Genomic DNA, 24,734 nt, shown 5'->3' with positions numbered 1-24,734 from the left:
CGATCAACGGAATGCGGAAATCAAGGGCGGCACCATGCGTCGCCGCGCGCCTGCACTTAGCTGGAGCCGTCCTCCTGCAGTCGAGTGACAGCCGAGGTCCATCCTCCATAGGAGTTTTATGTTTCTTCGCGGCATCGGCACGGCGAACCCTCCGCGGCGTTATACGAAATCGGAATGCCTCGCTGCGTTCGAAGCGTCCGACTGGTACTCCCGCCTCGACGCTCGTTCGCACCTCGTCGCTCGTACCGTCTTGCAGCGAGACAACGGCATCGAAGCGCGACGACTTGCGCTCGAATCACTGGGTGAAGTATTCGAGATCGACCCAGGCACGCTCGCTCGACGCTTTCTAGATAACGCCCCATTGCTGGCTACGACCGCAGCGACGCGCGCGTTGGCGAACGCGAAGATCGACCCAGGCAAGATCGACGCCGTCGTCGTAAGCACTTGCACCGGATACCTTTGCCCCGGACTGTCCGGGTACGTTATCGAAGCAGCAGGCCTGCGCCCCGACGTGCAAGCATTCGATCTAGTGGGTCAAGGCTGCGCTGCTGCCCTACCAAACCTTCAGCTCGGCAACGCGCTGTTGCAGTCATCACCCGATGCCTTCCAAGCTTGTGACAACGTTCTGTCCGTCTGCGTCGAAGTGAGCAGCGCGGCGATGTATCTCGACAATGACCCCGGCGTGATAATCAGCGCCTGTCTTTTTGGCGACGGCGCGGGCGCGGCCGTCTTGTCGCGTCATCCAAGCACAACGTCGCGAAACATCAAGTGGGTGGGGAGTACGTCGCGGATCGACCCTGGCGAACGAAAAGCGCTGATGTTCGAGCAGCGCGCAGGCATGTTGAGAAACGTCCTGACGCGCGCCGTGCCGTCGCTCGCCGCCCGATACGCGTGCGAAGTGCTGGAGTCTGCGCTCGTGCGAGCGCGCTTGCACAAGGCAGACGTCGCAACGTGGATCATGCACGCCGGCGGACGCGACGTGTTACTCGCGATCGAAAGGGAATTCGGCCTGGCGGCGCACGACTTACGCTATAGCGCGGCGATGCTGCGCGAGTACGGCAACATGTCGAGCGCCTTCGTCTATTTCGTATTGCAGGCAGCCTTGGCCGATCAAGCACCAGCCGGATGGTGGTGGCTGTCGTCATTTGGCGCGGGATTCAGCTGTCATGGAGCACTGCTGAAGGTGGAACCCGAATGACGCGCATGACATCCTGCCCTACCAGTTGCTCAGTCTCATGACCCTACCGCGAATCGTCGCCGCCGAGACCCTGGATACGCTGGACGCAGCAGACCCGGCCGCGAGACGCTCGCGGCGCGATCTTCAGCGCCTCCACAAGGTCATGGCCACTGCTACGATAGTCGGCCGCGCATTTGCTCCGTTGATGAATTCGCGTCGTTCTCGAGCGCCGTTGAAGGTACTCGAACTTGGCGCCGGTGACGGTACGCTCTTGCTGCGGGTCGCGCGACAGTTCGGCGTTGCCCATAACGGCGTTGAACTGACTTCGCTCGACCGTCAAGACCTCATGACCCGCGAGACCATCCGAGCTTATGCACGCCTCGGCTGGAGTGTGCGGGTTTCTAAAACGGACGTAGGCGACTGGATCCGTGAAAGCGCGAACATACAGGTCGCACGCACTGAACGATGGGACATAATTTTCACGACGCTTTTTCTCCACCATTTGGCGGCTGCTGAACTCGCCGCGCTGTTCGAGGTGATCGAATCGGCGACGGACCGTTTCTTTGCATGCGAGCCCCGCCGCGGTTGGCCAGCCTTGCTCGGAAGCCGCCTCGTCGGCGTGCTCGGAGCAAACGCTGTCACGCGCAATGACGCCGTTTTGAGCGTGCAAGCGGGATTCCGTGAAGCGGAACTGCGGGCTCTTTGGCCAATGGGGGGAGCGCAGTGGGAGCTTGCTGAGTTTCCCGCAGGGCTCTTTAGCCACTGCTTCACCGCGGAGCGCGTCGCCAGGAAAGAATCATGCAAATAACGTTCGATGCCGTGATTATTGGGGCAGGTCCAGCCGGTTCAACGGCCGCGATCTTGCTCGCGCTGGCGGGCTGGTCCGTCGCCCTTGTTGAGAAGCAGGGCTTCCCCCGCCGAAAAGTCTGCGGTGAATGCGTCGCACCGGCCACCCTGTCCCTGCTTGCGGCACTTGGCATCGAACGGCAACTAACGTTACGCGCCGGTCCAGATTTGGTTCGCGTCGCGCTGATGCAAGGCACTCGCAAGGTCGTGGCCGACTTGCCCGAGGCGCAGAACAGCACTTATCGGTGGGGACGAGCCATCGGGCGCGAGACGCTGGATACCGTGTTGGTCGAACAGGCGCGCAAGGTCGGGGTTGAGGTCCTGCAGCCGTACTCGGTAACAGAACTAGTCGGCGGGCCAGGTTCCTGGCGTTGCGCCATTCGACGCCAGGGCGAGTCCTCCATCACTACCTTGTCATCGCCCGTCATGATTGCCGCGCATGGGTCGTGGGGGGCGCTCGCGCTGGCTTCCCTCCAGAATCGCAGAGAACAGCGACCGGCGGATCTATTCGCTTTCAAGGCGAACTTCCACGAGGCGCTGCTGGAGCCGGGACTTCTTCCGGTCTTCTGTTTTGAAGGGGGCTACGGAGGCATGGTCGACGTGGGGGGTGGCGTTACCACCGTCGCGGGCTGTCTGCGCCGTGACCGGCTTGAAGCGCTGCGTCGTGAGCACATTGGGGCAAGCGCCGGCGATTGTTTCGAGGCCATGCTTCGAAGCGAATGCGCAGGCGTGAAGGACGTTCTCCGTCAGGCTTCCAAAGAAGGTTCTTGGATCGGGGCCGGACCGATCGATCCGGGCATTCGACTGCGCGCCGACGATGGCTTGTTTCGCGTCGGCAATGCGGCGGGCGAAGTGCATCCCATCGTCGGTGAAGGTATTAGCATGGCGGTGCAATCGGCGTGGCTGCTGTGCATCGAGCTACTTCGCGCGAAAGCGTCGCAGGCAAGTTCGGGGCAGGACGTGTCATGGCAGCGGGTGGCGGCACGGCGTTACGCACGCGAATGGCGCCATCAGTTCCTCCCGCGCATGAGGCTCGCCTTTGCATTCGCGCACGCATGCATGCGTCCGCGCAGCAGCGCACTCTTGCTGGCGCTCGCTAGCCTCTGGCCCGGTTTATTGTCTGAGGGCGCGCGTTGGGTCGGGAAGACCCGGTGCGCAATTGACCCTGGCGCCGTCGCATGGGTCGGAGCAGCAACGCTTGCGCAGTAGCGCCGGCGCTCACACCCGGATCAGGATGAAGTACCGCTGACACTGATAGTGTGGCAAGGTTTCTCAGACGGGCTAACGATGCAGGTCGCAGCGCGTCCACACAACAACACGTTCGCGAGTCGCTATGAGCACTACTTTCGATTGGTTGAGCACCACGCTAGAGAAAGAATACAGTCTGGACCCGGCCTTGTTGACGCCAGCGGCATCGCTCGAGTCGCTCGGGCTGGACTCGCTGGCCGTCGCGGAACTGCTATTCAACGTCGAAGATCGTTTCCATATCAACCTTGGCGCCGAATCGGCTTCGCTCGCGACGCTTGGTGACGTGGCGCGGATCATCGACGAGCACGTGGAACATCAGACAGTTGATGGCGTCCAGGCAGGCGCGACGCACTCAAGCTCCCCTTCCTCGCCGTGAGGCGCGTCGCGGTCACCGGGGTCGGTGCCATTTGCCCGCTCGGCAGCAATGCGCAACAAGCGTATGACAGCGCTGCTGCCGGCCACTCAGGCATCCAGCGTCTTGATGAGGCGCTCGCGAATCGCTTAGTCTCCCCGATCGGCGGCATTGCTTCGTTGTTCTCCGCCGACCATTTCGAACCAGCGAAATCCCGGATGCTCGACCGCGTCAGTCAGTTCGCGCTGGTTGCAAGTCGCGAGGCGATGTCTCGCGCGGCGCTGGAGGCGACCCAGATTGACCACGCGCGCACGGGTGTTTTTATCGGCACGGGTATGGGTGGCGCCCACACCATGGATGAAGGGTACGCGGCGCTCTATGGCGAGCGCTCAGAGCGCGTCAAACCCTTCATGGTGCTGATGGGCATGTATAACGCTCCTGCGGCGTGGATCAGTCTTGAATACGGCCTGCGCGGTCCCAGCCTCACTTACTCGTCAGCGTGCTCGTCCTCCACCGTGGCCATCGGTGAAGCTTGGCTGCGAGTCTCGCGGGGCGAACTCGACGTGGCGCTCGCGGGCGGCTCGGAAGCGCCGCTGTCATACGGCTCCCTCAAGGCCTGGGAGGCGCTGCACACGCTTGCCGCTGTTGACGAAAGGGACCCTGCGGCCTCATGCAAGCCGTTTTCTAAAGACCGCAGCGGAATGGTACTTGCGGAAGGCGCGGCGGTCATGGTGCTGGAGGAATGGGAACACGCGATCGCTCGCAACGCACCGATATACGGTGAAGTGCTGGGCTACGGCATCGCAACCGACATCGGACACATTACCCGGCCAAGCGTCGAAGGTCAGGCCGCGGCAATGACGGCAGCGCTCGCCGCAGCGCAGCTCGATCCCTCGGAGATCGATGCCATCAACGCCCACGGTACCGGTACACCCGCTAACGACGCGACTGAAACGGCTGCCGTTAAGTCGGTGTTCGGCACTCGGGCGTACGACATCCCGATGAGTTCGACCAAGTCTGTTCACGGTCACTTGCTCGGCGCGTCTGGGGCCCTCGAGTGCTTGTTATGTCTAATGGGAATGCAGAATCAGACGTTGCTTCCGACCATGCATCTGAGCACGCCCGATCCGACTTGCGACCTCGACTATGTGACCAACGCTGCGCGCAAAAGCGCATCTGTGCTCACGATGCTGTCGAACTCATTCGCGTTTGGTGGCACCAATGCAGTGCTCGTCCTTCGCAGCGGCGAGAAAAGCTCAAAAACCTGAGGCCGCTTAAACAGCACCTTTGCATCTTTGACGAGATTCGAGGCGCACCGCTGGGACGCCATCGCCTCCCGTCGCCTACTTATGAATGTTCGAGCGAAGGCTTTCGACCTCGCGGTCCGAAACCGGTGCTGCATGATTGCCCCACGTCCCACGAATGAAGCTGACAACCTGCGCCATTTGTGCGGTCGTCAATTGACCCCGGAAACCCGGCATCTTCTGCGGCGCCGGGCCTGTCTTGGTCGTCGGGCTCTTGCTGCCTTCAATCACGATCCGCATCACGGAAGTGGGGTCTTCTGCGAGCACGAGCGGGTTTCCGGCAAGCGCCGCGACCTTGCCCGGCTGTCCCTTCCCGTCGGCCTGATGGCAGCGCGCGCAGAACGACAGATAAACGCCAGCGCCGGGGCGCTCGACTTCGCCCGTCTGGATGCTGCGTGCCGTTTGTACCTTGGCGTGCTCCGTGTTGGCAAAGCTGCCGTAGGTTTGCTGCGGCGGCAATGACTTGAGGTAAGTGGCGATCGCTTCTAAATCGGAATCGGTCATGTACTGCGTGCTGTCCCCAATGACCGGCGCCATGGCGCCAAAGGCGATCGCGCCCGCGCCGTGACCGGTATGCAAAAAATCGACGATATCCTGCGCGGTCCACCGCCCTAAGCCGCTTGCCGGGTCGCCGGTGAGATTAGGCGCAAGCCAGTGGTCGTTCACGCCGCTCGTGAGATACCACGGCGACTTGTCGCTGTAGCCGAGCTCGTTATAGGCGGGACCGCGCGGCGTATGGCACGCGCCGCAATGCCCAAGGCCCTGCACCAGGTACGCGCCGCGATTCCATTTCGCACTGCGCTTCGGATCGGGCTCGTATTTATCGCGATTGCCGAACGCGAACGTCCAGAACAGCATCCCCCATCGCTGGTTGAACGGGAAAGGCAGATGAGTTTCCGGCGCGCGCTTGGCGCTCGGCTTCACGCCATGCATCAGATACGCGTACAGCGCGGTGACGTCTTCATCCGTCATATTGGCGAGCGACGGGTACGGCATCGCCGGATACAGGCGCTTGCCGTCGCGGCGCTTGCCATAGCGCAGCGCGTCCGAAAACTCTTTCGGCGTGTACCGTCCGATACCAAAGGTCGGGTCCGGCGTAATGTTGCTCGCGTAGATGGGACCGAACGGCGAATTGACCGGCATCCCCCCGCCAAGTGGCGTATGGTCTGCTGCGTCGTGACACGCGCTGCAATCGCCTGCCTTGGCAAGATATTCGCCGCGGGCAATTAGTTGCAGGGAGTTCGTCATCGGCGACTGCGCCGTGACGTTATCGGGCAGATTGTCGTCTGCTTGGCCACTGCATGCGCCCAGGGTCGCGAGCACGACTGGCATCAGTGCAGCGGCGATGTGGTTTTTCAAACTCGTCGCGTTCATTTCAATGCCATGGATTGCAGGAACCAAGGAACACTTCAGCCAGGATGGTAAACACTAGCGCAAGGACGAAGAGGCAGCCGATCAATGCACTGCAAAGCGCAATGAACCGCTTGCGGCTCAACTGCTCTTCAAGGCGCGAAGGCTTTTCTGACGACGACTCGCTCGCCTCTTTGACTTGTTTCTCCTTTTTCTGCAAGAAGCGAAAGCCGTAGACTGCCAGTCCCGCGCAGACAACCGACACAAGCACGGCCGCGGCCGACGTGCCGTAAAGCCACGCATGAAAGTGCGTGAAGACCGGCTTGGCCCGGCGAATCGACTCGGCGTAGCAAGCCTGTGCAGAAATCGTCTCGGAGATCATCACCTGTAGCAGCCATGCGCCCGGCGAGAGAAAAAAGCCCGCACAGGCGCAGAGAACGAGACGTCGCTTTTCATCTTTCGTGAGAGGCTGCTCGGGCAGCGCGGAAGCTTGCATCAGTGGCCCCTCATCCAGAAAGGCGTCACGTAGAGCGTCGTGAAGATAAAGATCCACACCACGTCGACGAAGTGCCAGTACAGGCCGCCAATGCGCATCGGGGCATTACGTTCCTCGTCGAAATAGCCGAGCGCGATCCACACGGCGAGCAGCACGAGAATCACAAGGCCGACCATCACGTGCGCCATGTGGAAACCGGTGATCGTGAAGTAAAGCGAGCCATAAAGATGGGCGGTCATGCCGTAAAGATGGTCGTGCCATTCCTTCAGCTGCATGCCGGAGAAGACGCAGCCGAGCACAATCGCGCCAAGCATCCACACGAATGCTGGCCAGCGCTTGCCTTTCTTGAGCGTTCTTTCCGACATCCACGCGAGCACGCTACTCAAGATGAGCACGCCGGTAGCCGTCGCTCCGGTGCCGATCTTCGGCATGCCCTCGGGCGGCCACGGCAGCGTGGTTTGCGACTGCGAGTAGAAGTGGCAGAAAATGAGGTAGCCGAAAAGACTCGCTTCCGTGGCGACGAGCGCGAGCACGCCCCACCATCCGCCCGAATGCTCACCCGTGCTCCCGACCGGCAGCAAATCTTTCTTCTTTGCTGCCTGAGCGGGAATTGTCTCTTCAGGCGTGGGCGGCTCGCGTTGCCCGAGCGAGCGACGCGGCCACATCCACGCGACGAGAGTCGCACCGCAACCCGCGACCATGATGCCGGTGAACCACGGCGAGCGCAGCAGCAGTGCGGCAAAAGAGAGCGCAGCGAAAAGAGCCAGCAAGAACGGCGACCATGCGTCCTCCGGCATCTTTAGAATTGCATCGGGCTTGCCGTTGAACGGATGCACGCCGAGTGCCTCGCGTCCCTGATGCAGCAGATAACCGGACTCCAGGCTCGACTGCCGCCCCTTCGGCTGCAGGCGATCCTCCCACATCGGATGGCGTGACTCGAGAATCGGCAACACCGCGAAGTTGTAGGCTGCAGGCGGCGATTCGGTCGACCATTCGAGACCCGGTGCATCCCACGGATTCTGCGGCGATTTCTTTCCGCGCTTGGCCGACACGAGCGCGTTCACCGCGAAGATCCCGACGCCGATGGCGAAGATGAAAGAGCCGATCGTGGTGATGAGATTGGAGGTATCCCATCCCATGCCATCCGGATAGGTATAGATACGCCGGGGCATGCCGAGCAGCCCGGATATGTGCATCGGAAAGAAGCCGAGATTGAAGCCGACGAGTATGATCCAGAACGCGATCTTGCCCCATCGCTCACTCATGAGGCGCCCGGTGAACTTGGGAAACCAATAGGTGATGCCGCCGAACACGGGGAATACGTTGATGCCGAGCAGCACGTAATGAAGATGCGCGACGACGAAGTAAGTGTCCGTGAGTTGCCAGTCGAGCGGCACCGCAGCGGTCATAACACCCGACACGCCACCGATCACGAACATCAGGACAAAGCCCGCAAAGTACAGGAAAGGCGTCGAGAAAACGGGGCGCCCCTTCCATATCGTCGCGATCCACGCGAAGACGGCGACCGCGCTCGGGATGGTGATGAGCACGCTCGCCGCGCCGAAGAACGCGAGTGCAAGCGGTGGAATCCCGGTCGCGAACATGTGATGAATCCACACTTCGAAGCCGATGATCATCGTCGCAACCGTCGACATGGCCACTGCTGCGTAACCGACGAGTGGACGCCGACAAAATGTGGGCAACGCATCGGAGACAATGCCCATCGCGGGCAGCACGACGACATATACCCAGGGGTGCGCGAACATCCAGAAGAGGTGTTGCCACAGCAGCGGCCTGCCATCGCTCGCGACATCGAAGAAATGCGTGCCGACGTTGCGGTCCATCCACAGCAGCAAAAACGCGAGGCTCACGGACGGCACCGCGAACAGGTTGGCGAACGAGGTGGTCAGCGTACCCCACACGATGATCGGTAGGCGGTCCACCGACATGCCGACCGCCCGCATGCGAAAGAGCGTCACTACAAAGTTGACTGCGCCGACGGTCGTCGAAATGCCGAGCAACACCATGCCGAGCGAGTAGACGTCTATGTTTATTCCACGGTTGTATTCGAGCGACGAGAGCGGCACATAGTTGAACCAGCCGGCATTGGGCGCTTCGCCAAATGGAAAGCTGCAATAGAGGAAGATGCCAGCGAAGAGAAAGACCCAGTACGAGAGCGCGTTCAAACGCGGGAACGCCATGTCACGCGAACCCAGCATGAGGGGCCAGAGAAAGTTTGCGAAGCCGCTCAGGACCGGCAGCGCGTAGAGAAAGATCATCGTCACGCCGTGCATGGTGAATAGCTCGGCGTACTGTCCCGGCGTCACGAGCGTCTCGTTCGGCCGCGCGAGCTGCAAGCGCATGATGAGCGCCTCGATACCGCCCAACAGCAGAAACACGAACGCCGTCACGATGTAGCGCAAGCCGATCTTCTTGTGGTCGACTGTCGTGATGAAGCCGCGCCAACCCGACTCGCCTTCCCATACATCGCGCAGCCGCTTTTCTTCTTCCGAACCCTTCGGGACGCTGCCAAACTCCGGCTCGCGTTTGAACGCGACCCGGTGGGATTGCACGGCGGTTCGATCCCCTGTCACGGCCATCGTCTTCGTCCTTACCTGAGAGTAGCGAGGTATGCCGACAGCTCGCCTGATTCGGCGGGCGAGAGCTTCATGTCGGGCATGAGCGTGCCGGGTTTGATTTCCTGCGCATGCTGGATCCAGTCCATCAGATCTTCCGGCGTATTGACGACGGTTCCCGCCGCCAGCAGCCGGCGCGACAGAACATGCGTGAGATCGGGCGCCTGCACGCCCGCCGACTTGCTGCCACGAACCGCGTGGCAGCCCGCGCAGCGTTCCTCGAAGAGCTTCCTGCCGTGCATCGCCCGCACGGTGGCGGGCGCGGGCGCATCACGTTGTTGCGCGGCGTACCATCGGTCGTAGTCTGCTTGCGACTGCGCATAGACTTCGAATGCCATGTGAGCATGTTGCACGCCGCAGTACTGCGTGCATTGACCGCGAAAGATGCCGGGGCGGTCTGCCTGTATCCACTGACGGTTCGTGTTGCCAGGTATGGTCTGTGTCTTGCCGGACAACTGCGGCACCCAGAACGCGTGAATCACGTCCGCGCTCTTGAGCAGCACGAGCACCGGTACACCCACCGGAATATGCAGCTCGTTCGCGGTCGTAAAAGCGCTCGCGCCCTGGCCGTAGTCCACTTTCCACCACCAGTCGTAGGCGGTCACGGTCACGGTGAGCGCAGGCGCTTTGGGCGGATCGGCGACTTCCGCGAGTACTGTCAGCATGTAGACGGCAATGCCGAACAACGCCACAGTCGATATGGCGGTGCCGACATAGATGAAGCCCAAGCCGCCTCCTTCACCGAGCGCCCGGTGATGCTCATTCTTGCGGCGGCGGAAGGTTGCGATCAACAGCATCACCGCGATAATGATGCAAACGAGACTGCAAATGGCCGTCAGCACCCAGTCGAGCTGAAGAACGGGATGCGCCGCCGGCCCTTTGCTGTGAAGGAAATAGGCAAGCGGCGTCGGCCCGCTGGTGAGCGAATCGGCTGTATCGGGCGCAGTCTCGTTCGCAGACGCTGCGATCTGACCAAGCGAAAGCTCAAGCGCCAGCCCGGTTTGGAAGAGGGATACGAGAAACCGACGCACGCAGATCACATCTTCTCCTTGATGCCTCGCCGTATGAGCCAGTAGTTGACCGGGTACGTCGTCAGGAACCCTGCCACCATCGCCAACTGCATTCTCAACCAGTACTCGGCGTCAGTCGGCTTGAGCGGCGTGGCGAGCTTCGCGAAAGCGATCATAACGCCGAACATACCGACTTCATACGCAACGAGAGAAAGCGTATCGGCTTTCACCGCGGCCTTCACGCCATCGCTCAGGCCAATGCCCCGCATAGGCGCTATCGAGAAATATTGGAAAGCCACCCCGATCAGGTAGGCCAGGGCGAAAGCCAGCGCAAGCCGTCCTCCCAACTCCGATCCGGCGATGCTGAAAGCCAGCAGGAACGCGAGCCAATCACCAACGAAGTCCCCCAGCGCACACCCTGCGCCGCAATGCGTTGCGCCGAGGAACGTCGCCTGCCACATCGACGCCTCATGCCCCTGCCCGCCGGGCGTAGCGCGCCCGAACCAGAAGTAAAAGACTAGCCCTACTGGGCCCCAGTAAAGCATCGTGAGCGGCCACACCACCGACATGATGACCATCGGTTGACGGTGCCGCGCGACCACGATGTCAAATGCGACGGCGCAAGCAGAAAGCACCGATAATGCAAGCCACACCTGTGCACAACCGATCGACCAGTGTGCCGGCATCTAAGTTCTCCGCAACATTAGATAAGGCGACGCGCTTGCGAGCAACCGAGTTATCGCCCAACCTCCACCACTGTCGGCGCCTGAAAAGAGCAAACTGCATTCCCCGTTTGGCAACGATCCGCAGCCTTCTTCAAGTAACGAAACGGGGCCTCTCGCGCAGCGATTCGTCCAGTTGCCGGTTTGTAGCACACCGTGCGCTTTTTACCTTGATTGCAAGAACTACCCGACGCTGCGCAAACCGTGATGCCCGCCATGTGCGATTGCTCATCTGCTACCATTATCGACACCTCCGCAAAGAGGGACGTACCCAAGACTAACTGGACAGTAGGACCCAGCGCAAAAATGAAGCAAGGGAACAACCGCGGCGCCAAGGGATTGCCAAGCAAGGCGGATCTCGAGTCGCTTTCCAACTTTCGCTATCAGCTTCGGAAGTTCCTCCGGTACTCAGAGGAAATTACGCACGCAGCCGGTGTCACGGCTCTCCAGTATCAACTTCTATTACATGTTCGCGGCATCCCGGGACGCACGTGGGCGAGTGTCGGTGAACTGGCGGAACGCCTGCAAGCTGCGCCCAATGGCACCGCCGCCCTGGTAAGCCGGTGTCAACGCGCAGGACTCGTTGTGCGAAAACCGGGAGCAAGCGACCGGCGCCAAGTGGAAGTGCATCTCACGTTGAAAGGGGAGCGATGCTTGCACAAGCTCGCTGCGATGCATCTCACCGAAATGCACACGTTCGGCTGGCTGGCGAGCAGCGTCTGACGCTCGTCTCCACGGCACTCGCCCGGTCGCCCGACTGCCGCTCGAGTAGTCACTCGGCCCAGGCGTCGCTCAGGCCGGAGGCTCGTATCGCTTGGCAAGTGCCTCATACAGCGGCGGAGCGAATAACTTCGAAATCTGGCTGGCAATGAGCGCGGTGGCCATCAGTGAAATCACGAGTGCGTGACCATTGATCATTTCGATGACGATGATGAAAGCGGTGATCGGGCTTTGAGTGACCGCTGCAAGGTAACCCACCATTCCGAGGGCGACCAGCATCGGCAGCTGCATCTGTTCGAACAGGAGATGCAACGCATTTCCGATTCCGGCTCCAATAGCAAGCGACGGCGCAAAAAGCCCGCCTGGCGCACCTGGTAGATACGAGGCTATCATCGATAGCATCTTGAGAATTGGATACGCGCCCCCTAGGTGTACGCTGCCATCAAGCATTCCGCGCGCTTCCGCGTAACCGCTGCCAAACGTGTGATTGGCCGTGGCTACGCCAACGACGGCGATAACTAGACCACACGCACCGCCAAAAAACACCGGATAACGCCCGCGCCAGTTAAGCAGGGCTGCTGGCATCCAGCGGTGTGTATTGAGCAAGATCCAGCAGAAGGAGCCGCCCAGCACGCCTGCTATCAACCCTATCAGGACGACTGCCACGGCCAGTGAATCCGGTAAGCGGCTACCTACATCAATTGACCCGAAGTAAGTGTAATTGCCCTGAATGCCTAACGATACGATGCCCGCGAAGATGATGGCCGTGATCAAAACGCCACTGGTACGCTGTTCGAAGCTGCGAGTCAGTTCCTCAATCGCAAACACGACGCCGGCCAACGGAGCATTGAAGGCCGCCGATAGTCCGGCGGCCGCCCCTGCAAGCGCCAGCCGGTACTCCAGACTGACTCCGCCCATACGTCGCAAACGGGCGGGATAGAACCGCCGGAGGCTGAACATCAGCGCGGCACCGACGTGTATTGTCGGCCCTTCACGCCCGATTGTAAGGCCGCCGATAATCGAGAGAAACGATACTGCAATCTTGCCAACAAGAATGCGAAGAGTGAGCAGACGCGGTCCCACCTCGTGTCGAGCGTGGAGTGTTGCAATGACCTGCGGGATGCCACTGCCTTCTGCACCGCGGAACCACCGCCGCGTAACCCAGACGCCGAGCGCAGCCACGGTCGGCGTGAGGATCAGTGGCAGCCACCAAACACGATTGGTGCATCGCAGGAACGCTTCGTAGCCAAAATCGATCAGCCGCGCGTATAGCACTGCAGTAAGGCCAGTAGCGATTGCGCCGAGCCAGAACACTCCGTAGTGGAGCCAGACCTTCCGGGCGTGTAGAACGGTGCGCCGGTCGAATAATTGTGAGATGCGCATGGAGAGCTTGCCGGTGAGCAAACGAGCAGATTGTGACATACTTGCGCGCAGCCGGGAGAGAATTGAGGACGACTAGGCTCGGCACGCGCAGTGCTTGTAGCCGCTCGAGCGTTGTCCTTCGTATGCCATCTGCGTCAACCAGGAGGCACTATGCCAAAGGTAGTCGTGATCACAGGCGCGGGTGCCGGTGTCGGTCGCGCGACCGTGGAAGAATTCGCGCGCCAGGGCTACGACGTCGCCCTCCTTTCACGCGATTCCTCGCGGCTGGAGCGAGCGGCGTCGCAAGTCCGATCGACATACGGCGTTCGCACGTTAGCCATCCCTACCGATGTCGCGGATGCCGACGCGGTCGACCGCGCTGCGTCGCGTGTCGAGGGGACGCTGGGACCGATCGAAGTCTGGGTGAACGTCGCGATGGCCACGGCCTTTGCACCGGTCTCCGAACTTAGCGCGCAGGAGATCGAGCGCGGCACGAAGGTCACTTACCTCGGACAGGTCCACGGCATGATGGCCGCCCTTTCGCGCATGCGGACGCGCAACCGTGGCACCATAGTGAACGTCGGCTCAGCGTTGGGCTACCGCTCTGTGCCACTGCAGGCGGTGTATTGCGGCGCTAAATTCGCCATTCGCGGCTTCACGGATTCGCTCCGCTCCGAGATCATCCATGACCGACTAAATATCCACCTGACGATGGTGGTTTTGCCCGCCGTGAATACACCGCAGTTCGACTGGGCGCTCAACAAGATGGGCAAGCGTGCGCGGCCCGTCGCGCCGATCTTCGAACCCGAGGTCGCGGCGCGCGCCATTTATTTCGCCGCGACGCACCGCCGGCGCGAGGTGTGGGTGGGCTTCTCGAGCGTCAAGGCGATTCTCGCGAATCGCATCGCGCCCGCGCTCATCGACCGGTATCTGGCCCGCTCGGGCTATAGCGGCCAGCTCACCAACGAACCGCTGCCGAAGGACGCCCCGAGCAATCTGTTCGATCCCGTCCCCGGTGACTATGGCGCTCACGGACGTTTCGACGACGAAGCGCGGCAACGAAGCGTCGAGATGTTCACCGATCGGCACCGCGCGCTGTTCTGGGGACTGGCGGGAATCAGCACGCTTGGCCTCGTTGGGCTGCTGGCGAAACGACGGAGCGGGCTGCGGTGAGCCGGCGCATCGAAGATTACGCGTTGTTGGGCGACGGACAGACCGCCGCGCTCGTGAGCCGCGACGGATCGGTCGATTGGCTCTGCTGGCCGCGCTTCGACTCCGATGCGTGCTTCGCCGCCCTGCTCGGCACATCCGAAAACGGATGCTGGTCGATTACGCCCGCCGGGCCCATCGAGCGACAGACGCGGCGGTATCAGGACGACACGCTCGTCATGGAGACCGATTTCGATCTGCACGACGGCGCGGTACGCTTGATTGATTTCATGCCCGTGGGCGAAGCATCAAGTTCGGTGATCCGCATGGTCATCGGCCTGCGGGGCGTCGTGCAGATGAACATGCTGCTGCGATTGCGCTTCAACTACGGCGCGCTTTCTCCCTGGAGCGAACCGATCGACGGCGCGGTTCAATCCTGCATCGGACCGGACCGGGTCGTCCTGCGTACGGATATCGCGCTGACCATGAGCAACGGCACGGCTGAAGCGTCGTTCATAGTGCATGCCGGCGAAACGATCACGTGCGTGATGAGCTATGGCGCGGCGCAGGAAGCGCCACCGCCGCCCGTGGACGTGCAGGCCGCGCTACGCGAAACGCAGCACTTTTGGCGCGACTGGATCAGCCGGTTCGATAACACCAGGACCGCCTGGCCACAGGCCGTGAGACGTTCTCTGCTCACACTCAAGGCGCTCACCCACGGGCGCACGGGCGCGATCGTCGCCGCACCGACGACGTCTTTGCCCGAAGCGCCGGGCGGCCGAATGAACTGGGATTATCGTTATGGCTGGCTGCGCGATACGAGCTTCGCAATGGTTGCTCTCTTGAACGCAGGCTTCAACGACGAAGCGAGCGCATGGCGGGATTGGCTGCTGCGTTCGATTGGCGCATCGCCAGACCAGATTCGCATCATGTATCGCGTTGATGGAGGACGTCATCTTTCGGAATGGACGGTCGACTGGCTGGCGGGCCACCGCTACGCGTCGCCTGTTCGTGTTGGGAACGCAGCGGCGGATCAGCATCAGGTTGACGTGCTCGGGGAGATCATCGACTGCCTTGACGTCGGGCGCCGGGGCGGGCTCGCGGCCGCGAGCAGCCAGGACTTCGTCGAGACGTGCATCGTTGAGCATCTGCAACACGTCTGGAACACGCCGGGCTCGGGCATCTGGGAGTCGCGCTCGACTCCGCGGCACTACACGTATTCACGCGTCATGGTGTGGGCCGCCCTTGATCGATTCGTGAATAGCCGGTCCGCAGATGCCGCTTGCTCGTCGTTAGTAGAACGGCTGACGTCGCTGCGAGAGACGATCCGCGAGGAAGTCTGTCGCGAGGCATGGAACGAGAGTTTGGGCAGCTTCACGCGCTATTATGGCGCCGACGAGCTTGACGCCAGCCTGCTTCTAATACCGCTCGTTGGCTTCCTGCCGGCGCATGAACCGCGAATGGCATCGACCATCGAGAGGATTCGCCGAGACTTGAGCGAAGACGGACTTATAAGGCGCCATAAGAAGCGGGGGGAAGGGCCTCACGAAGGCACCTTTCTGGCATGCTCGTGCTGGATGGCCGATTGCCTGCAGATGCAGGGGCGCACGGACGAGGCGCGGCAGCAGTTCGAGCGAGTTCTTGCCGTGGCGAACGAACTCGGATTGCTTTCGGAACAGTACAACGCCGAGCGCAAAGAACTTGCAGGCAACTTCCCGCAGGCGCTGACTCATCTTGCCGTCATCACGACGGCGCTCGGGCTGTGCGGGCCAACGCTACAGCGCGGAGGCGGGTGAGGCGGGCCGGGCTTTCATAGGACTTCCATCTGAGTAAGACAACGGGATCAAATACCGAAATGCTGCGTTGTCAGTCGGCCACCGGCTCGCCGGAAGTGTCTCTTACCTTCGTCTTCTACTGCGCCTCTATCTCGCTTACCACGGACTGCGGCAAGGAAACGTCATCAAGGCTATCCGCTGCACTTGAGCCGTTCCGGAACGCCCAATCGAAAAACTTGGGCGTTTCTTTTCCGTGCTCGGGCGTGTCCTGCACTGTACGCAGCAACACGAATGTGGCGCCGACGACCGGCCACGCGTCCTTCCCCGGCTTGTTCGTAAGTATTGATAGAACGTCTCTCGCCCGTTGCGCCCGCAGGAGCTGCCTCAAATGTATCCGTGGTTGGCTCTACGACAGCGCCGGATTCGTTCTTCATGGCCGTGTACACCATGTGATTCTGCTTTGCGCGCGCCTATTCGACGTAGCCGATCGCGCCGGGCAGACGCCCCACGAAGGCGGCGACGCCGTCGTCGCCCTTACCACCCGTGCCGGTTGGCCAGTTGACGGTCGTCCCCTGTCCAACCTTCGACTTCCAATCGGTAGAGCCGTCAGCACGGCGGACGACGGTAATGTCCCTGTCCGGCAGTTTGACCTTCTCGTTCATCGCAACGATATCCCGGTCGTTCCACTTCTTGATCTTGCCCAGATAGATGTCGCCTAGTACTTCGCCCGACAGCACCAGCCCACCAGCCTTTACGCCGGGAACGTTGATAGCCGGCACTACTGCCCCGACCACCGCGGGGAACTGAAAAAGGCCGTCCTTCGAAAATTTCCCGTCCGTCAGCGGAGCATCTGACCCGGCGAAATCGACTGTCTTTGCGATGATCTGCTTTATACCGCCTGATGAACCGATGCCTTTGGTAAGTAACCCTGCTTCCACCGCTCTTCAGGTAAGCATCGAGTTGTGTGCGTCAAGTTGTGCAGAAACCGGATGCCGGTGGTTTCAGTTGATCCTTCTGTGCGGCGTGCGGCGCGAAGGGCGTGGCCCGGAGCGCCGAACGCCGCACGCTCGCTATGCAGCAGCGCGCAAGAACTCCTTTTTCTGCTCGGCCAGCAAGGCCATGTTCAGATAGCGGCTGTCTTCCAGCCACGTTTCATGCGTTTCGCTACACAGGGCCCTTGTCACGGGGCGGCGTAATGGCGCCGGGGGTGGGCGGCGTAATGGTGCCAGCAGAAACGGATAAACGCGGATTCGAACGGTTTCAAGATTGCGGTTTTTTGCCGTTTTTGGCAACCGCATTTTCGCCGTTGTCGGGCATCGGTTTGGGCTTGCGGAAGCTCTCGCCCTCGATGACGACACGATAGGCGCCGTGGCGCAGGCGATCGAGCGTTGCCGCTCCAAGAACGCGGTTGTCGGGGAAGGCGTCGCCCCATTCGCTGAAGTCCAAGTTTGAAGTCAAGATCGAGGCTGCGCGTTCGTACCTTGCAGCGATCAGGTCGTGGAAGTCCTCATCGTGGGGTGCACGAAGGGGCTTGAGCGCGAAGTCGTCAACGATCAGCAATGGCACACGCACGAACTGCTGAAACTTACGTTCGTAGAGATCCGTGGCGCGCGCCGCATGCAGTTTCTTGAGTAGATCCGTCTGGTTGATAAACAGCACATCGTGACCTTGGCGCGCGGCACAGTGCCCGAGGGCCTGCGCTAAATGCGACTTGCCGACGCCTGTCTGCCCGACCATCAGAACGCAGACCTTCTCGTCGATGTATCGGCCCGTAGCCAGATCGTGAAGGTGCGAACGATTTAGTTTGGGCAGTCGGTCGAAGTCGAAGGTTTCGAGCGTCTTGCCCAGCGCAAAGCCGGCGCGGCCAAGACGCGCGCCGAGCTTCTTCTGCGCACGTCGCGCGACTTCGTCATGCAGCAGCATGGCAAGAAACTCGGTATAGGCGAGTTGCGCATCGATGGCCTCCCGATTGCGCTGTTCGAGGGAGTCCAGGATGCCAGACAGTCGCAACTGCTTGAGGATGGAATTCAGTTCGGGACTTGGATTCATGGCGTTCAATGCAGAAGAAGGGACTGGAGATCGCGGCCGAAGCGTCCGCCGTTCAGATAGGTGTCGGCAGGTTCCGTCGCCTGTGTCGTCGCCGCTGGCTGGCCGTCCAGTGCCTTGTCGAGAATGACTTTGACGGTGCGATACTTCGGGCTGGAGAACGTGAGTGCACGCTCGCAGGCGGCGTTCAGGCGCGCGTCACCGTATTTCTCGCGTAGACGGACGAGACCCTGCGCGCCGCGCAGGTTCACGAGCACCTTGTCGTTGAACATCGCGAGGATCACTGCAAGGCAGGCCGGCCCAATCTCTTTAGCTTGTGCCAGACACCACTGCGGATCGCGCTCAAGCCACGCCTGCGCCTCGGGCGGCTGGTGATCTCGCACCGTATGCCGATCACCAGGCTTGCGTAGTCGCGGATGGGTCGCAACGAGCTCATGCCGGTGGAACGCTTGAACCACGGTGTCGGTGACCTTCAACCACAGCTGCTTGCCAACAAGCGTGAACGGCACCGAGTACAGCGCGTTCTTGTAGACGATGTGGCCGTCCGTATGCACCTTGACCTCGCTCCACACGGCCAGTACCGGCGGCACGTCAGGCAGTCGTGCAAGCAGCGGGCGTTCGATGGCAAAGCGCGCGAGCGGCAGGTCGCGGGTCGTGCCGTGCACGCGAGTGCCGGCCTGCTGCATGACCCAGTCACGCAATTGCCGGTTCGCATCGGCCAGATTCCTGAACTCGCGTAGCGGTACGAAGGATCTTTTAACGTATTTGACTCCGGATTCAACAATTCCTTTTTTAGCAGGGTCGTGCGGCGGACATGCGTCGATCCGGAATCCATATCCCTCAGCAAGCGCGGCGTAGGAGCGCTGGACTGCAGGCTCATATCGGCACGCCTTGATGATCGCGCACTTCGCGTTATCGATGATGACCCGGCCGGGACAGCCACCGAACCATTCGAAGGCGCGCCGATGGCAGGCCAGCCACGTCTCTACCGTCTGGTCGAGCACGATCTCGGCGTACTGGTGACGCGACCAGCAAAGCGTCATCACAAAGATCCACGTCTTGAGCGGCAGGCCCGATTCATGTGTCAGCACTGGGCCGGCGCCGAAGTCGACTTGCGCCGCGTCCGACGGAGGAAACTCTAGGATCGTCGTCGTAGTGCCCGGATTACGCTCGGCACCGAGACGGCGCAGCATGCGCTTCACGGCGTCATAGCTGCCCGTGTAGCCGTGATTGCGTTGAAGGGCGGCGTGGATGGTGGTGCCCTGGACGCCCGCAGCCGACCAGTCGCGGATCTGTTCACGGAACGGCTCGGCCGTCGACACGCAGGTGTGCGGCAGGTGCGGCGAGCGACCGAAAACGCCAGCGATCGTGGCGTCATCCGGCAACGGCTGTGTCGGATCCAGCCATCCGAGCGCCTCGGCTTCGCGGCGCACGGTCGTCAACTTCTTGCGTCCCATTAAGCGGCCGCGCGCGATGTCGCGGTCGGAATCGCCCTGCCGCATGCGGACAAGGACTTGGCGGTACTCGAACAATTCGAACCTCCGATTGGCCATGGACGCTCCGTTCAAATAGAACGGAGCGTACCGAGTTGGAAAGTTCGAATCGCGTTCTCGCCCCGATGCTGCTGGCTCCTATGCGCCGCCCCTTGAGTGGCTCCAATACGCCGCCCTTGGGGTGGCGCTATTACGCCGCCCATCAAGTGGCGCCTTTACGCCGCCCTCAGAATGGCTCCATAGTGCCGCCCGGTGACAGCCCTGATCAGCCGAAGGCATGACGCATCGTTTGGGAAGATGCGCACGATACGCGTGCGTCGCCGGATTTCCTCATTCAGCCGCTCCAGCATGTTGGTGGACTTCAGGTGCTTGTGATGCGCGCGCGGCAACCGGTAGAACGTGAGCGTCTCGGCAATGTTGCCTTCAACCCAATCGACAAGCTTCGGATATTTGCCCTGCCACTTTGTAATCCACGCCGCGAGATCTCGTTGCGCCTCTTGCAGGTCGCGTCGGTCGTACATCCAGCGTAGTTCCTGCAGGCAGTCGTCGTCGGCCTTGCGTGGCAGGTAGTCCAATGCGTTGCGCAAAAAGTGAACGTAGCAGCGCTGCCAGGCGGCTTCCGGCAGCACCTCACCGATCGCCTTCTTTAGCCCCGCGTGGTCGTCCGAGGCGACGAACTCGACGCCTGACAGGCCGCGCTTTTTTAGCGCCAGAAGAAATTCTTTCCAGCTCGAATGGCTTTCGCGGTTGGCCAACTCCACAGCCAGCACCTGCCGGTGGCCTTCCCAGTTGATGCCGATGGCAATCAGCACCGCCTGCGAACGGATCACGCCCGACTCACGCACCTTCTCATAGCGCGCGTCGACGATCAGATACGGATACGCTTCTTCCAGTGGCCGGTGTGCAAACTTTGCCAGCGTCGCATCCAGCCCCTTGTTGATCGCCGAAATCGCCGAGGCCGAAAAGCTGTGACCGCACAGCTCTTCGGTAATCGCCTTGACCTTGCGCGTAGACACACCCTGCACGTACATCTCGGCCAACGCCGCCACCAACGCCTTCTCGCTGCGCGCATAGCGCTCAAACAGCGCCGTTGAGAATTCGCCATGCCGATCACGTGGCACGCGCAGCTCGAGTTTGCCGATGCGGGTCACCAGAGCGCGGCCGTAGTAGCCCGCACGATAGCCGCTTCGCGTCTCGCTGCGCTCATTGGGCGCAGCGCCCAGCAGCTCTGTCATTTCCGCTTCGAGCACTTCCTGCAGCGCATCCTTCATAAGCGCCTTCATCAGATCCCGATCGCCGGCAACCAGCGCTTCCGCTGACGGCCGGTTCGTACTACGCTTGGTCGTGGCCATGGTGTAAGCCCTCCCGAGGGCAGGTTGACGAACTGGACATTCATCAACTTACACCACGGCCACCCCCGCCTCTGCGCTCCTGACGCCTCAGCGTTTTTGCACATCCTTCAGCACACTACCAAGCATCGGCCCATTTCATGTAGATCGGTGCCGCGAATGTAGTGCCCGCGCCCTGTGATGTTTGCCGCGTTTGCGCCAGTGGCGCACAGGGCACCGATAACCAGCGCTGTTTGCCGGAGCTTCATGCACGACTCCTCATTGTATGTCGCCTGCGGTGGCATGCAGGTTAAGAGCACACCGTGACATTCTTGTGTCTGACGATGCAACAGACGAACGCCAGATCCCGGGCATCCCCGATCGGCGGTGACGTGTCGACTCCGTGGTATCTCTGTACTGTCGCAACTTTGGACCGGCACTTGCTGACCGGAGGAAAAGCCGTGATGGGACAACACCATGTTTGACGGATTACCACTAGTCGCACTGCTCGGCGTTTTCGCAGCCGCCGCCGTCGCCGTTTGGTTCGCCGGTATAAAGCTATCAGACACGACCGACATACTATCGACGCGGTTTGGGCTAGGTCAGGCCCTCGGCGGAGTGATTCTGTTGGCGATAGCGACAAACCTTCCTGAAATCGCGATTACGGTCAGTGCGGCCGCCTCCAACAATATCGGCGTTGCCGTCGGCAACATCCTTGGCGGCATAGCGATCCAGACGGTGGTCCTCGTCATTGTTGACGCATTCGGTATGCGCGAGAAGGTGCCGCTTATGTACAAGGCGGCGAGCCTCACACTCGTTATAGAAGGGCTTCTTGTCGTCGGGGTTTTGATCGTCTCGGTCATGGGCACCCAAATGCCGGCTTCCTTAATCGCCGCGCGCCTCACCCCTGTCGCCGTTCTGATCACGGTAATCTGGCTAATCGGTGTCTGGCTCATCGGCGTGGCCAACCGCGGACTTCCCTGGCACGATAAAGCGGGCGACGCGCCCGACACTCAAGAAAAGCCAAAGGGGCATTCGCAGTCTGAGAAAAACAATAGTGCAATCAAAAGTGGCACAAGGACCGCTAAAACGGTGCTCCTTTTCTTTGTCGCTGCAATCGTCACCCTCGTAGCCGGCGTGGTGCTCGAGCGCTCCGGCGATGCGATTGCTAAGCACATTGGAATGACCGGCGTGCTTTTTGGGGCGACTGTCCTCGCTGCAGCAACGTCGCTGCCCGAAGTCTCAACGGGGCTGACCTCGGCAAAGGCGGGTGATTATCAGCTTGCAGTGAGCGACATCTTCGGGGGTAATGCCTTCCTGCCCGTGCTTTTCCTCGTCGCTACAGTCGTGTCAGGCCAGGCGGTGCTGCCGCAAGCTCAAAATACTGATATCTACCTGGCGGGGCTTGGCGTATTGTTGACCAGTGTCTATCTTGCCGGGCTAATATTTCGGCCAAAGCGCAAGGTGCTCGGCATGGGTCTCGATTCTCTAACCGTGCTCGTCCTGTACGTCCTCGCCACAGCCGGCCTGTTTGCCATTGCGCACGCACGCTGACGCAACGTCGGGCGACTTGCGTTGTTCGCGTTGGGTCGTGTAGAGGGGGACAAGCGCATCGCCCCCCTGTCCGGCTCTTCGGACGATTAATCGTCGCACGGCAAGAACAGATGTGGGCGGCGAACACGGTCGAGTCCCGTCGACTGCGCAGCGGAACGTTACGCAACGAGAACCGCGACGCCCCGACCTAGAGGCTGGCAGCTCCGTCGAACTTTCAGATAACCGTGGGGGACGCCGGAGCAGCATCCCCTGCCAGAGAACGCTTTGGTTGATGGTGTCCCATCGTTCCGTCTACTGCCCAAAGCGCCAACCGACCAATCAGTCACTGGAGAATGCAATCGTTGTTAGTAACGCTAACTCCGACTGCCGAGAGTCAAGGCGGGTGTGCTGGATAACCACTGGCACGTCCGACTGAAAGCAGCTGGCATACTCAGTGCCGACTGGTATTGTTTCGGGATCGCGAAGATCGTTGAAGCGCATATGCAACGTCCGCATCGCTGGCACGGTGACGTGGTAAGGACCGGCCGGCGCACGGTCCTTGAAAAATACGTTCAATTCGATATGAGCATCAACGTCGCCCGTGTTGAGAATGCACGCTGCTTCGTGACTAACCAGATCAGGTCCGTCGCCGTTGCTGTATGGCGGTAGGTATCCCTCAGCGATCGCCCACGTCGTTTTTCCTATTGCCTTCATACGTCCTCCGTTCAGCTTTCGATCGAATTCAGACACGGCACTCGTCGCGCCCACAGCGGTTTCACCGGAACACCGAAATCTTGCCTGGCACCGGATCCCACTGAACGGCGCTGCCGAGCGTCACCAGGCCCATCGTAGTCCGGTCGCTCTTTGCCGAGGATTGCCTTGAGACGTCCGCCGGCATTCTGAAACTCTTAGCGGCCGACCGACATCGCGTCTTGGGTCTCACCACGTAAGCAACCGCCCGGCCTATGCTGCTGCCCCAGAAGGAAAGGGCCACGTTGGCTCCTACACCCTTCAGGCAACTCCTCCTTCAGCACAATCATGATCACGCCGCCCCCCAAGATAGCCACCAGGGTGACGTCACCAGAAAATGCAGCGCCATCGCTGCGACGAGAAACATCAGCGGTCCTGCCGCGCGAAAGTTGTTTGTGAGGAGATAGCCAATGAGCACGTTGCAGAGCGAGAACGATGTCATATGCAGCCAGAAAATAGCGGCGCTGGGCGCATCGCTGTCAGAACCTGCACGTCCTACAGCCCGACCCCTTCGCCGCTCGCTCAGTTCCTTAGAAGGGGCCAACCCACAGAAAGCCATCGTGCTGGCCTAGCTGCTAAAAGAACGCCCGTCACCGCCAGGCGGATGATCGCCTGTCCTTCGGCGTAGACGAACACGAGCGCAACCGATATACCTCCGACGGCCGACAACCAGATACAGCGCGGCGTGGCCCCCAAGAACTTCAGTCGGGCACCAAACAAGCGGACGACTACAAGCCCCACCGTGCACGCAACGATTTCTATCAGCATTGCGCAACGCCTCACTAGGGCGTACCGATGCGTCCAAGAGTTACTCAACGACGATGATCCAATATGCTTCGAAACTCTCGCTTTGGACACTCCGTCCCAGCGGGGGGCAATCGATTAGGGGTTTTGAACGATAAGCACGGCCTCTCGTGACCGTGGTCGTTCGCTGTTGCGTGAGCACGCTATGCACTTAATGCAAGGCGCGAGTTTCCGGCCGCTGTTTCACGGATCGCGTTCAAGGCAACCCCAGCGAAACATGAGCAGCCTGCACTCGCCCTTGCGACGCATAAACTACGCCATGCCGCGAGCGTCTCGTGACCAACTGCTTCGCCTCGACGATAGAGGGACTTGACACGCCCTCACGGCATATTTATCCAACTGCTCGGCAGGCGCAATGTTGTTCGCTCACATGGCCTCTTCACGCAGTTCAAACTCGCTTATAGCGACCTTCTCTCTCGGTCACCGGATGCTAAGCCATACGGATCCGCCCCGCATCAAGTTTCGTCCGTCGGAATATGCATCACGATGTGCCATTTCTACAAATGGTTTGCAAAGCATGCCGGGGACGACGGGGCGGCGATAGCGCGGCAGGTCGCCGATGACGGCATCGATAATCGTCTGTGGGGTAGACAGCCACCCGCGGAACGGCCAAGCCGACTTGAAGTTGCTACG

Annotated in this window: 18 protein-coding genes and 3 pseudogenes; 9 read left to right on the top strand and 12 right to left on the bottom strand. The window is 60.9% G+C overall.

Annotated elements, in window-relative coordinates; genetic code table 11:
* The first annotated feature begins 118 nt into the window (after window positions 1–118).
* From GV035_RS25645 to GV035_RS25625, 5 genes are all read left to right on the top strand, one after another.
* The gene (locus GV035_RS25645; protein ID WP_159838338.1) at window positions 119–1,198 is read left to right on the top strand and encodes a type III polyketide synthase; all 1,080 of its coding nucleotides are present in this window, start codon (window positions 119–121) and stop codon (window positions 1,196–1,198) included.
* Between the two features lie 37 nt (window positions 1,199–1,235).
* Complete coding sequence (locus tag GV035_RS25640) at window positions 1,236–1,985, top strand: methyltransferase domain-containing protein (RefSeq protein WP_159838336.1); 750 nt, start codon at window positions 1,236–1,238, stop codon at window positions 1,983–1,985.
* Window positions 1,976–3,232: an NAD(P)/FAD-dependent oxidoreductase gene (locus tag GV035_RS25635; RefSeq protein WP_159838334.1), complete on the top strand. Its 1,257-nt coding sequence runs from the start codon at window positions 1,976–1,978 to the stop codon at window positions 3,230–3,232. Before GV035_RS25640 ends, GV035_RS25635 begins: the two co-directional genes overlap by 10 nt.
* Window positions 3,233–3,356: 124 nt before the next feature.
* Entirely contained in the window at window positions 3,357–3,647 is a 291-nt protein-coding gene (locus tag GV035_RS25630; protein WP_159838332.1) for an acyl carrier protein, read from the top strand.
* A complete protein-coding gene (locus tag GV035_RS25625) occupies window positions 3,644–4,891 on the top strand; it encodes a beta-ketoacyl-[acyl-carrier-protein] synthase family protein (protein WP_159838330.1) in 1,248 nt (415 codons plus the stop codon). The genes GV035_RS25630 and GV035_RS25625 overlap by 4 nt, the downstream gene beginning before the upstream one ends.
* A gap of 75 nt (window positions 4,892–4,966) precedes the next feature.
* On the opposite strand, the gene GV035_RS25620 is transcribed toward GV035_RS25625, so the two are convergent.
* From GV035_RS25620 to GV035_RS25600, 5 genes are read right to left on the bottom strand one after another with little or no spacing between them, the layout of a single operon-like run.
* Window positions 4,967–6,301, bottom strand: coding sequence for a cytochrome c (locus GV035_RS25620; RefSeq protein ID WP_159838328.1), 1,335 nt, complete (start codon window positions 6,299–6,301; stop codon window positions 4,967–4,969).
* A 1-nt stretch (window position 6,302) separates the two neighbouring features.
* Window positions 6,303–6,773, bottom strand: coding sequence for a hypothetical protein (locus GV035_RS25615; protein WP_159838326.1), 471 nt, complete (start codon window positions 6,771–6,773; stop codon window positions 6,303–6,305).
* Window positions 6,773–9,373: a cytochrome c oxidase subunit I gene (gene ctaD / locus GV035_RS25610; protein ID WP_159838324.1), complete on the bottom strand. Its 2,601-nt coding sequence runs from the start codon at window positions 9,371–9,373 to the stop codon at window positions 6,773–6,775. Before ctaD ends, GV035_RS25615 begins: the two co-directional genes overlap by 1 nt.
* An 11-nt stretch (window positions 9,374–9,384) precedes the next feature.
* Entirely contained in the window at window positions 9,385–10,440 is a 1,056-nt protein-coding gene (coxB, locus tag GV035_RS25605) for a cytochrome c oxidase subunit II (protein WP_201304065.1), read from the bottom strand.
* Window positions 10,441–10,445: 5 nt separating this feature from the next.
* Window positions 10,446–11,105, bottom strand: coding sequence for a DUF4396 domain-containing protein (locus tag GV035_RS25600; protein WP_159838322.1), 660 nt, complete (start codon window positions 11,103–11,105; stop codon window positions 10,446–10,448).
* A 342-nt stretch (window positions 11,106–11,447) separates the two neighbouring features.
* On the opposite strand from GV035_RS25600, the gene GV035_RS25595 reads away from it, so the two are divergent.
* Window positions 11,448–11,864 carry a MarR family winged helix-turn-helix transcriptional regulator gene (locus tag GV035_RS25595; protein WP_159838320.1) on the top strand — a complete coding sequence of 139 codons (417 nt, stop codon included), beginning with the start codon at window positions 11,448–11,450 and terminating at the stop codon, window positions 11,862–11,864.
* 69 nt (window positions 11,865–11,933) lie between these two features.
* On the opposite strand, the gene GV035_RS25590 is transcribed toward GV035_RS25595, so the two are convergent.
* Window positions 11,934–13,283, bottom strand: coding sequence for a chloride channel protein (locus GV035_RS25590; protein ID WP_442859601.1), 1,350 nt, complete (start codon window positions 13,281–13,283; stop codon window positions 11,934–11,936).
* Between the two features lie 111 nt (window positions 13,284–13,394).
* Here GV035_RS25590 and GV035_RS25585 point away from each other — a divergent pair, with 111 nt between their 5' ends.
* Window positions 13,395–14,396, top strand: coding sequence for an SDR family oxidoreductase (locus GV035_RS25585; protein ID WP_159838356.1), 1,002 nt, complete (start codon window positions 13,395–13,397; stop codon window positions 14,394–14,396).
* Window positions 14,393–16,168, top strand: a complete 1,776-nt coding sequence (locus GV035_RS25580) for a glycoside hydrolase family 15 protein (protein WP_159838318.1) — start codon at window positions 14,393–14,395, stop codon at window positions 16,166–16,168. The genes GV035_RS25585 and GV035_RS25580 overlap by 4 nt, the downstream gene beginning before the upstream one ends.
* 115 nt (window positions 16,169–16,283) lie before the next feature.
* Here the strand turns inward: GV035_RS25580 and pstS are convergent.
* The 5 genes and pseudogenes from pstS to GV035_RS29585 form a co-directional block, all read right to left on the bottom strand.
* Window positions 16,284–17,104 (bottom strand): annotated as a pseudogene (pstS, locus tag GV035_RS25575) (phosphate ABC transporter substrate-binding protein PstS); the annotation flags it as partial.
* A 303-nt stretch (window positions 17,105–17,407) separates the two neighbouring features.
* Complete coding sequence (gene istB, locus GV035_RS25570; RefSeq protein ID WP_159838317.1) at window positions 17,408–18,196, bottom strand: IS21-like element helper ATPase IstB; 789 nt, start codon at window positions 18,194–18,196, stop codon at window positions 17,408–17,410.
* A 5-nt stretch (window positions 18,197–18,201) separates the two neighbouring features.
* The gene (gene istA / locus GV035_RS25565; protein ID WP_201304064.1) at window positions 18,202–19,725 is read right to left on the bottom strand and encodes an IS21 family transposase; all 1,524 of its coding nucleotides are present in this window, start codon (window positions 19,723–19,725) and stop codon (window positions 18,202–18,204) included.
* Window positions 19,726–19,940: 215 nt separating this feature from the next.
* Window positions 19,941–21,038, bottom strand: a pseudogene (locus GV035_RS25560) (IS256 family transposase); the annotation flags it as partial.
* A gap of 118 nt (window positions 21,039–21,156) precedes the next feature.
* A pseudogene (locus GV035_RS29585) lies at window positions 21,157–21,283 on the bottom strand (phosphate ABC transporter substrate-binding protein PstS); the annotation flags it as partial.
* Window positions 21,284–21,491: 208 nt separating this feature from the next.
* Here GV035_RS29585 and GV035_RS25550 point away from each other — a divergent pair.
* Entirely contained in the window at window positions 21,492–22,568 is a 1,077-nt protein-coding gene (locus tag GV035_RS25550) for a sodium:calcium antiporter (RefSeq protein WP_159838314.1), read from the top strand.
* Window positions 22,569–22,886: 318 nt separating this feature from the next.
* On the opposite strand, the gene GV035_RS25545 is transcribed toward GV035_RS25550, so the two are convergent.
* A complete protein-coding gene (locus GV035_RS25545; RefSeq protein WP_236572810.1) occupies window positions 22,887–23,297 on the bottom strand; it encodes a sensory rhodopsin transducer in 411 nt (136 codons plus the stop codon).
* Window positions 23,298–24,734 lie beyond the last annotated feature (1,437 nt).

Source organism: Burkholderia sp. 8Y, from assembly GCF_902506145.1.
In the GTDB taxonomy this organism is placed as follows: Bacteria; Pseudomonadota; Gammaproteobacteria; order Burkholderiales; family Burkholderiaceae; genus Caballeronia.
Note: the sequence above shows the minus strand (reverse complement) of the source record. Positions and strands in the feature narration are given on the sequence as shown.